Below are 8,827 nucleotides of genomic sequence, written 5' to 3'. Positions count from 1 at the left end.
TGCTGACCTGGCGCAACAAAGATTTCTTCGGTCTGGTGAAAGGCTGGAACGTTGCGGCTCAGTACGAAGGTAAAAACGATCGTACCGATGCAAGCGTTGCAGTACGCCGTTCGAATGGTGATGGCTATGCGCTTTCAACCTCATATGACTTCGATTTCGGTCTGAGCCTGCTGGCGGCCTACGCCAGCCTGGATCGTACCAATACCCAGAACCTGGCAGCGCGTGGTGACGGTGACAAAGCGCAGCACTGGACCGCAGGTCTGAAATACGACGCAAACCAAATTTACCTGGCAACCATCTACGGCGAAACGCTGAACGCGACGCCAATCACGGGTGGTTTTGCTAACAAAGCGGTGAATTTTGAAGCGGTTGCACAGTACCAGTTCCTGAACGGTCTGCGTCCTTCAATCGGCTACGTATCCTCTAAAGCTAAAGACGTTGAAGGTATTGGCGACGCTGACATCTTCAAATACGTTGGTGTTGGCGGGACTTACTACTTCAACAAAAACATGTCTGTGTATGCTGAATACAAGATTAACCTGTTGAAAGATAACAATGCGCTGAACATCCCAACTGACGATGTCACCGCTGTAGGTCTGGTTTACCAGTTCTAAGTTGCATTACCCTCATAGCTATTCGGCTAGTGTCGGCTGAATATGCGCAAAGGGCAGCGAAAGCTGCCCTTTTTTATTGGCGTGATGCGATTACGGCGCCATCAAATCAAAGCGATTGTCATCACCCTGATCCAATGAGAACGGCGGCTGCAATTGCAGGACGATTTCGTTCGAAGTGACGCGATTCTGTTTGCTGTCCTCTAACACCACCGACAAGCGATAACTGTTATGCGCGCCCGGCGAGCTATCCCACGCGGGCATTATTACGCTCCAGCCCTGCGGATCGTTGGGATTAGCACCCGGCGTCAGGCTTAGCGCTTGGGTATCGCCCTGCCACATCACTTTAACGATCGGATTGGTGCTGCGGATCTGCAGTTTCAACGGCAAACTTTCTCCGCCATTTAGCTGCCACGGCGGCGTGGCGAGAAACACCGACAGCGTTTTACGCTGGCGATATTCCAGCACCGGCGTATAGCTGCGCGTCACGTTATCGTAGCGACTGCCGCGCAGCGAGTGCGCCGCCGCTACGTTATCCGGACTCAGTTGCTGGCTGAGCGCCACGCCAAAGCGATAGTTGAGACGCAAGCCAAGTTGATCCTGGCTCTCACCGCTGTCGCTGGTTTTGTGGCTGGCGGATAAGGTCACCAGCGGCACTGGCGTGTAAGTGACACCAAAGGTCAACGCCGACGGATTGTGGTAGCGATTGCCGGAGCTAAACAGATCGACGTTATCGCCAAGATATTGCTGCCAGCTCACCGACGCACCGAGCTGACGATACTGCGGCAAATAGCCTTGGGTGGTGAAATCGTAGCCGCGCGCCATACGCTGCTGCTGGAAAGGATTGCGATCCTGCCAGCCTGAGAGCGGCGTGTAATAGTTGGCGGAGAAGCGCAGATAGTCGCCCCACGCTTCGGTACCCAGCGAAGCGCGCTGCAGGCCACTGCTGAACATGCGGTCAACAAAGCCGTTATAGCCCAGTTGCCATTTGCCCGCCATCCAGCGCTGGCCGAGACCCACATTGCCCACCAGCCCATCATCGGTTTGATGGAAACCCACCTGACTGAAGGTCAAATAGCGATAGTTATCCGCCCACGGTGTCAGCAGCGAAGCACCGCTGCCGTTAAAGTTGCCATCGATGTCCACGTTGAAGTCGATCTGTGCGTTGCCATACGGCGACAGCAATGATTGACCTTCATTGACCAGGCGATTTCCCACTTCATCGCGGAAATGATTAAAGGCCCACAGTCCGGCCTGCTGGCTTAACGAATTGTCGTCCGTGCTGTTCTGGCTGGCTTCGCCAATGCTTTTGGCAATGGTCGCCAGCTTTTTGTTGAACGCTTCGGTTTCGTCCTGATAGCCCAATGCAGGCAACTGATCGGCCATTTTCTGAAAACGTGTTGGATCGCTAAACGGCGCATCGGCGAGTTTAGTGTCAGAAATCAACGCCAGCGCAGGCGCGGATGCCGCAAGTAATGAAAAACCAGAGAGATATCGCACGCTTTTGAGTGATAACAAAGTAGATAACATAGCTAAAAATAGGGTTCGACCCGGTTCAGAATTAGAGGTGGCTCACAAAACTGCATAAGTCTACCCTAGCATATTCTGATGCAAGTGCCGGAAATGTCTGGTTTCGATTAAGACAATAGCGGGTACTTTCGGATTTGTAGAGTGCGCATTCGTGCGCATCTGGAAACCAGGTCGCCATAAATGGCGCCCCTACGGATGCAGCAATTGTTTTGTAGGGTGCCCATTTATGGGCACCTGGAATACCAGGTCGCCATAAATGGCGACCCGGCGGATGCAGCGATTGTTTCGTAGGGTGCCCATTAATGGGCACCTGGAAGCCAGGTCGCCATAAATGGCGGCCCTACGGTGAACTATCAGGAGAAGATCAAACCGCCATCCACATTGATGGTCTGCCCGGTGATATAGCGTGCATCGTCAGAAGCGAGGAAAGCCACTAAACCAGCGACATCTTCCGGCTGTCCTGCGCGCTTAAGCGGGATGTTTTCTACCCACTCCGCCATCAATTCGCCTTTGCCATACTGCTTTTTATCGCTGCTGAGGATCTCGCCCCACACGCGATCGTTGTAGTCCCACATTTCACTCTCAATAATGCCCGGACAGAAGGCATTCACCGTGATATGCCACGGCGCCAGCTCCAGCGCCAGGCTCTGGGTAATCCCGATCACGCCCATCTTGCTGGCCGCATAGTGCGGCGTATAAATGAAGCCCTGCCGTCCCTGACCGGACGAAGTATTGATCAGGCTGCCGCTGCCCTGCTTGACCATATATTTCGCCGCTTCCCGACAGCACAACCACACGCCCGTGGTGTTCACCGCAAGGATCTTCTCGAAATCGCTTTTCGGCATCGAGTCGAAGCGATCGATGGTGATGACGCCTGCATTTTGAATCGACACATCAATGCTGCCGAAGCGTTCAGCCGCCTGCTGATAGAGCTGCTGTACCTCATTTTCATCGGTAACATCGACCTGCAGCGCCAGAATCTCATTACCAAACTGCTGCTCGATTGTCTGCGCAGTGCTGAAGACGCGCTCCGAATTTGACACCATCACCAATCGCGCGCCGTCGCGGGCAAAACGCGCCGCAATGCCCGCGCCAATGCCGCGGCATGCGCCGGTAATCACCACCGTTTTTCCACTAAAATCGCGTGTCATATTGCCTCCTGTTATCCATGTGTCGCTTCAGGCAGGGCGGCCGATTGCTGCTTTTTTTCATGTCTGCGCAGCAGCACCACCTTACTTTGTAATTTTTGCTGGAACTGGTCGATCACCACCGCAGTAACAATTACCAAACCTTTAATCACCATCTGCCAGAAATCGCTGACGCCCATCATCACCATGCCATCGGCGAGGAACACGATGACAAAAGCGCCGATAATTGAGCCCGATACGCGCCCGCGTCCGCCCGCCAGCGCCGTGCCGCCCAGCACCGTGGCACCGATGGCATCCATCTCGAACATATTGCCGGTCATCGGATGCGCGGTTTGCAGCTGCGACGCCACAATCAAACCGACCAGCGCGGCGCACAAACCGGAAAAAGCGTAGACAAACACTTTGACCTTGATAATCGGTACGCCCGCCAGGCGCGCCGCCGATTCGTTGCCGCCTGTAGCGTAGATGTAACGACCGAGCGGCGTTTTGCGTGTCAGATACAAGCCCAGCAGCAGGAAGCCGAGCATCATCCATATCGGGATATACACGCCCAGCACCGAACCGGAACCGAGCAAAGCGAAGCCGGTATTGCCGAGCGCTGGCGTACCGACGAGGTTGGCATAGGTGCTCCCATCGTTGAACAGCAGCGCCGCGCCGCGTGCCACGTACATCATGCCGAGCGTACAGATAAAGGGCGCCACGCCAAGTCGCGTGACCACCGTGCCATTAATCAATCCCAGCGCCACGCCGAACAGCGCCACCACCAGAATCACTTCGGGCACGTTGAAGAACAGCACATTGCCGCCCCACAGCGGAACGCCGTTGGTGAGCAGCGCGCCCGCCACCATGCCGCAAATGCCCGCCACCGCGCCCACTGACAGATCGATGCCGCCGGTCAAAATCACCAGCGTCATGCCGATCGCCAGCAAGCCGGTGATCGCCACATGCTGTGTCATGATCAGCAGGTTGGAGGTGGTGAGAAAGTTAGGCACCATAAAACTGAAGAAACTCACCACGATTAATAAGGCAATAAAGGTGCGCGCCTTAAGCAGGTACATGTAGATCAGGTATTTTTGATTCATCGTTTACTCTCCAGCGGGCTCAATCATGCGGCGTTGAGGCGCTAATCAGGGCTTCGCGCGTGGCCGCCGCGCGCGGTAAATCGGCGGTGATACGACCATCCGCCATCACCAAAATGCGGTCAGCCAGCGCCATCACTTCATCCAGCTCGGACGAGGAGAACATCACTGCCAATCCCTGCTGCGCCAGGTTGCCAATCAGGTGATAGACGTCGGTTTTTGCCCCCACATCGATGCCGCGCGTCGGCTCATCCAGCAGCACCACCTGCGGCCCGGTCATCAGGGCTTTGCCCAGCACCACTTTTTGCTGATTGCCGCCGCTTAAGGAGGTGATCGGCAATTCGGCATCGCTGACTTTGATGGCGAGATGACCAATCATTTCATCAACGCGGCTCTTTTCTTTGTGCGGATTGAGCATGCGCCAGCAGCGGCGGAAGCCGCGCAGGCTAAGATCGCTGAGCGTCATGTTGGCGGTGATCGACATCAGCTGCACCACGCCTTCGGTTTGACGATCTTCTGGTACCAGCGCGATACCTTTTTTCAGTCGCTGCTGGAAACTGCGTTTCTCCAGCGCTTCGCCATTTAGACTGACGCTGCCCGACTGACAGTGCATCATGCCAATCAGCCCCTTGAACAACTCGGTGCGTCCCGCGCCCAGCAGGCCGTAGATGCCAATCACTTCGCCTTTGCGCAGCGAGAAAGAGACATCATTGAGCTTGTAGCCGCCGTTTTGATGCAGCGCGGTGAGCCCGTTGACGCTGAGTACCGTTTCGCCCTGGGTCGCCGGTTGGTAATCGAAGTGTTTCTTCTTGTCGCCCACCATCTGCTCGATAATCCACGGAATCGAGGCATCGCGAACTTCGCGTTCGCTGATAAAGCGTCCGTCGCGGAAGATGGTGATGTGATCGCCAATCTCCATCAGCTCCTCTAACCGATGAGAGATATAGATAATGGTGACGCCGCGCCGTTTCAGCTGGTCGATGACGTTGAACAGCACCTTCACTTCTGACTGGCTGAGCGCGCTGGTCGGTTCATCCATGATCAGCACGCGTGTGTCTTTTGATAGCGCGCGGGCGATCTCCACCAGCTGCTGATGGCCGATACCGAGTTCAGCCAGCGGCGCGTAGGGATCGACATCCAGTTCCAGCCGTTCCAGCAGCGCTTTGGCCAGCGAATATTGGTACTTCTCGTTGATCACGCCGCGCTGGAAAAACTCATTGGCCATGAAGATGTTGTCCATCACGTTCATGTTGGGAAACAGATTCAGCTCCTGAAAGATAATGCTGATGCCCTGTTTTTCCGCCTGATGCGTGGAGCTCAGCGACACCGCTGCGCCGTCCAGCAGAATCTCGCCCGATGAGGGGATCTCGACGCCAGCCAGCATTTTCATCATGGTGGATTTGCCCGCGCCGTTTTCGCCAATCAGCACGTTCACTTTGTTGCGATAGACGCGGTAATTGACCTGATCCAGCGCGGTGACGCCGGGATAGATGCGCGACACGTTGCGGGTTTCAATAATCACGTCATGTTGAGGCTGTTGCATATCCGCTCCTTACTGACGTGTAATCGCCGCAGGTGTCACATTCGGCACCTGCTCCGGCGTATCGAAGCTGCTAAACACGCCAGCAAGCTGCACTTTGTCACCCACTTTGGGCTTGAAAGCACTCATCATGTTCGCCGCCTGCTGATTGATCGCGCGACTGTAGTCGCCGAACAGCACCTGATCGTTAAAGTCCTGATAGCTGGCACCTTTATAGGCATCGCGCAACACCGTACCGGGAAAAATCGGGCCAACCTGCACAGTGATGTTGTCACCGGACACATCCTTCACCGTCATCCGGCCATTACGCGACGTGGTGTTGACGGCGGTGACTTCGCCGCTCACGTTGACACTGAACACACACGGGTTCTCTTCCTGACTGCGATAACCATAGGTTTTACAGGCGCTATCAAAATCTTTGGCGGACTTCAGCGCATTCAACAACTCAGCCACCGGCTTCGCATCATGTTGAATTTGTGGCACCAGTTTTTGTTGCCACGTTTGGGCAATATTGCCCATTTTGGGATTGGGAGGATTTTTCAGGTCGGCCAGCTCCTGCTGCGACACAATGCGGCAACCGCTAAGGATCACGACAGGAAGCAGTAACCAGAGTCGTCTGTGCATCACATTCTCCTGGGCGCCCGATAGACGGGCGCACCGCATTGATTACGACTTGAAGTTAAAGTCCTGCACGCCTTTGGCGTTGTCTGGCGTGATGAGAATGCCGCGGAACATCACGCGTTGCTTCTCAGGCTTGGTGCCTTTCTGAATAAAGTTGTCGAGGTCGGTCACGCCCTGCGCCGCAATGGCTTGCGCCTGTAACATCACCGTAGCTTTCAGATCGCCTTTCTCCACCGCGTCACGTTCATCATTGCTGCCATCAATGCCGACCACGATGACGTCGTTACGGCCCGCCGCTTTCAGAGCCGCAATCGCACCCAGCGCCACGGGGCCGTTACCGCAGATCACCCCTTTCACATCCGGATGCGCCTGCAGAATGCTGTCCATGATGCGTTTGCCGTCAATCAGCGTGCCTTTGGCATCCTGACGCGCGACGCTTTTCATGTCGGAATATTGGTCGAGCACCTGATGGAAGGATTTGGAGCGCGTCACGCAGTTGTTGTCGGCGAGGTTGCAGGTGAGTTCCGCATAGCTGCCCTTTTCACCCATCTTCTCAACAAACACGTTCGCCACGTCGGAGCCGGCCTGGAAGTTGTTGTGGGTGATTTGCGCCAGCGCTACGTCGTCTACCGGGATTTCACGGTTGATCAGCACCACCGGAATGCCAGCATCTTTGGCTTTTTTGATGGCGGCCACGCTGGCGGTGGAGTCGGCGTTATCCAGCACGATGCCCTGCACCTTTTTGCCGATGGCGGCATCAATCAGTTCACTTTGTTTTTTCACATCTTCGCCATGCGACAGCACGCTGGTTTTATAGCCCAGCTGCTGTGCTTTGAGGTTGGCACCTTTGGCTTCGGAGGCGTAATACGGGTTATCCAGCGAGTTCACCAGAATCATGATGGTGCCTTTATCGGCAGCGAAACTGGCTTGGGAGATCATGCAACTGGCGATGGCAGTTAACAGCAGGGTACGTTTTTTCATGGTGAGGTTCTCTCATTGTTATATTGGGTCACGCAGGGTCAGCCGTTCTGGTGTTGGCGCGGCTTACCAGATGGTAAAACCACCGTCGATCATTAAGTCTGCGCCGGTGATCATGTCGCTGCCGTTGCTGGCGAAGAACAGCACCGCGGCGGCGATTTCGTCGGTATAGGCAAAGCGTCCGAGTGGGATCAGCTTTTTCATCTGCTCGCCCTTTTCGCCGCGCCAGGCTTTTTCACCCATCGGCGTCAGCACCACGGTGGGCGACAAGGTATTAACGTTGATGCGATAGGGAGCGAACTCTTTGGCCATCACTTTGGTCATGCCGAGCAGACCGGCTTTGGCTGAGGTGTAGGCAACGTGGTTATCGATAGCGATAGAAGCGGCCTGCGAGGCGATATTGATGATTTTTCCGCCGTTACCGGCGCGCACCATGCGTTTACCGGCTGCCTGCGAGCAGAGGAAAGGTCCGGTAAGATTGACGTCGATCTGCTTTTGCCACTCGGCAAAATCGGTTTCTAACACCGGTTGCAACATCACGTAGCCCGCGCAGTTCACCAGGATATCGATCTGACCGTAATGCTGTTCGACGTTATCAAATGCCGCTTCAACCGAGGCTGGATCCGTCACGTCGCAGCACACCAGTAGCACGCGATCGGCAGCAAACTGATCCTGCACGCCCGCCACTTTTTCGCTTTCAAAAGGCGGATAGAGCAGCGCCAGCCGTGCGCCCTTCTCCAGCAGCATGGCGTTACTGGCCATCGCAATCCCGCCCAGCCCGCCAGTGACCACCGCCACTTTACTGGTTAAATCCTGCTCAATGTTTACGCCGTAGCGCAGGTTAACGTCATATTCCCCACTCATCGTCTCTCTCCATAATGGTGTACGGCGGCTCTGCTTACGGCTGGCCGGGTTATCGTTTTAGTAAATATCATTTTCGAACAAAAATATAAGCTATCGTTTAATAATGGTTTGTGGAGGAGATCAAATTTCATACAAATCGCAGCAAGAAAATTCATCCCCATGATTTTATTAACTTTGCGTAAATTACTGAATTTATAACATGGAGAGAGCTGCTAGTGGCTTTCTGCGAAATCAATCGCATAGCAGATAATGATTTTCATTCGAAAACGAATGATTCTGGAAGCTGCCTCGCAAATGCCCAAAACGCAGAGTAAAATCAGCTCGGGTTTCCTTATTGGCGAAACCAGACCGTGATTGGAAAGAGGGAGCATTTCGATTGAAAAGCAAAACTGAGCAGCTGGCTGATATGCAGCAGCGCCGTGAGAAGATTCTGGAGATGATCCGCGAAGACGGCAC

At 54.7% G+C, this 8,827-nt stretch carries 8 protein-coding genes and 1 pseudogene; 2 read left to right on the top strand and 7 right to left on the bottom strand.

The annotated features are described in order from the left end of the window. A partial coding sequence (locus tag RTY00_RS13795; protein WP_312664836.1) for a porin occupies positions 1-614 on the top strand: 614 nt, incomplete at its 5' end. Positions 615-704: 90 nt separating this feature from the next. Here RTY00_RS13795 and RTY00_RS13790 read toward each other — a convergent pair. The 7 genes from RTY00_RS13790 to RTY00_RS13760 form a co-directional block, all read right to left on the bottom strand. Then, the gene (locus RTY00_RS13790) at positions 705-2,141 is read right to left on the bottom strand and encodes a YchO/YchP family invasin (RefSeq protein ID WP_312664835.1); all 1,437 of its coding nucleotides are present in this window, start codon (positions 2,139-2,141) and stop codon (positions 705-707) included. A 353-nt stretch (positions 2,142-2,494) separates the two neighbouring features. Then, positions 2,495-3,292, bottom strand: a complete 798-nt coding sequence (locus RTY00_RS13785) for a glucose 1-dehydrogenase (protein WP_312664834.1) — start codon at positions 3,290-3,292, stop codon at positions 2,495-2,497. Between the two features lie 11 nt (positions 3,293-3,303). Further along, entirely contained in the window at positions 3,304-4,371 is a 1,068-nt protein-coding gene (locus RTY00_RS13780) for an ABC transporter permease (protein WP_008102883.1), read from the bottom strand. Between the two features lie 19 nt (positions 4,372-4,390). Continuing rightward, entirely contained in the window at positions 4,391-5,911 is a 1,521-nt protein-coding gene (locus RTY00_RS13775; RefSeq protein ID WP_312664832.1) for a sugar ABC transporter ATP-binding protein, read from the bottom strand. Between the two features lie 9 nt (positions 5,912-5,920). After that, positions 5,921-6,532, bottom strand: coding sequence for a DUF2291 family protein (locus tag RTY00_RS13770; protein ID WP_008102880.1), 612 nt, complete (start codon positions 6,530-6,532; stop codon positions 5,921-5,923). A gap of 42 nt (positions 6,533-6,574) precedes the next feature. After that, on the bottom strand, positions 6,575-7,510 hold the full coding sequence (locus RTY00_RS13765; protein ID WP_008102877.1) for a D-ribose ABC transporter substrate-binding protein: 936 nt from the start codon (positions 7,508-7,510) through the stop codon (positions 6,575-6,577). Positions 7,511-7,573: 63 nt separating this feature from the next. Next, the gene (locus RTY00_RS13760) at positions 7,574-8,371 is read right to left on the bottom strand and encodes a GolD/DthD family dehydrogenase (RefSeq protein ID WP_312664831.1); all 798 of its coding nucleotides are present in this window, start codon (positions 8,369-8,371) and stop codon (positions 7,574-7,576) included. Positions 8,372-8,747: 376 nt separating this feature from the next. On the opposite strand from RTY00_RS13760, the pseudogene RTY00_RS13755 reads away from it, so the two are divergent. Continuing rightward, a pseudogene (locus RTY00_RS13755) lies at positions 8,748-8,827 on the top strand (DeoR/GlpR transcriptional regulator); the annotation flags it as partial.

The organism is Pantoea sp. CTOTU49201 (assembly GCF_032054795.1).
Taxonomy (GTDB): domain Bacteria; phylum Pseudomonadota; class Gammaproteobacteria; order Enterobacterales; family Enterobacteriaceae; genus Pantoea; species Pantoea symbiotica.
This window is presented reverse-complemented; position numbering and strand designations above follow the sequence as displayed.

What these genes read in the sequence shown, in the direction of transcription:
- RTY00_RS13790 (WP_312664835.1), bottom strand. Translation starts at nt 2,141, where the DNA reads ATGTTATCTACTTTGTTATCACTCAAAAGCGTGCGATATCTCTCTGGT.
- RTY00_RS13785 (WP_312664834.1), bottom strand. Translation starts at nt 3,292, where the DNA reads ATGACACGCGATTTTAGTGGAAAAACGGTGGTGATTACCGGCGCATGC.
- RTY00_RS13780 (WP_008102883.1), bottom strand. Translation starts at nt 4,371, where the DNA reads ATGAATCAAAAATACCTGATCTACATGTACCTGCTTAAGGCGCGCACC.
- RTY00_RS13775 (WP_312664832.1), bottom strand. Translation starts at nt 5,911, where the DNA reads ATGCAACAGCCTCAACATGACGTGATTATTGAAACCCGCAACGTGTCG.
- RTY00_RS13770 (WP_008102880.1), bottom strand. Translation starts at nt 6,532, where the DNA reads ATGCACAGACGACTCTGGTTACTGCTTCCTGTCGTGATCCTTAGCGGT.
- RTY00_RS13765 (WP_008102877.1), bottom strand. Translation starts at nt 7,510, where the DNA reads ATGAAAAAACGTACCCTGCTGTTAACTGCCATCGCCAGTTGCATGATC.
- RTY00_RS13760 (WP_312664831.1), bottom strand. Translation starts at nt 8,371, where the DNA reads ATGAGTGGGGAATATGACGTTAACCTGCGCTACGGCGTAAACATTGAG.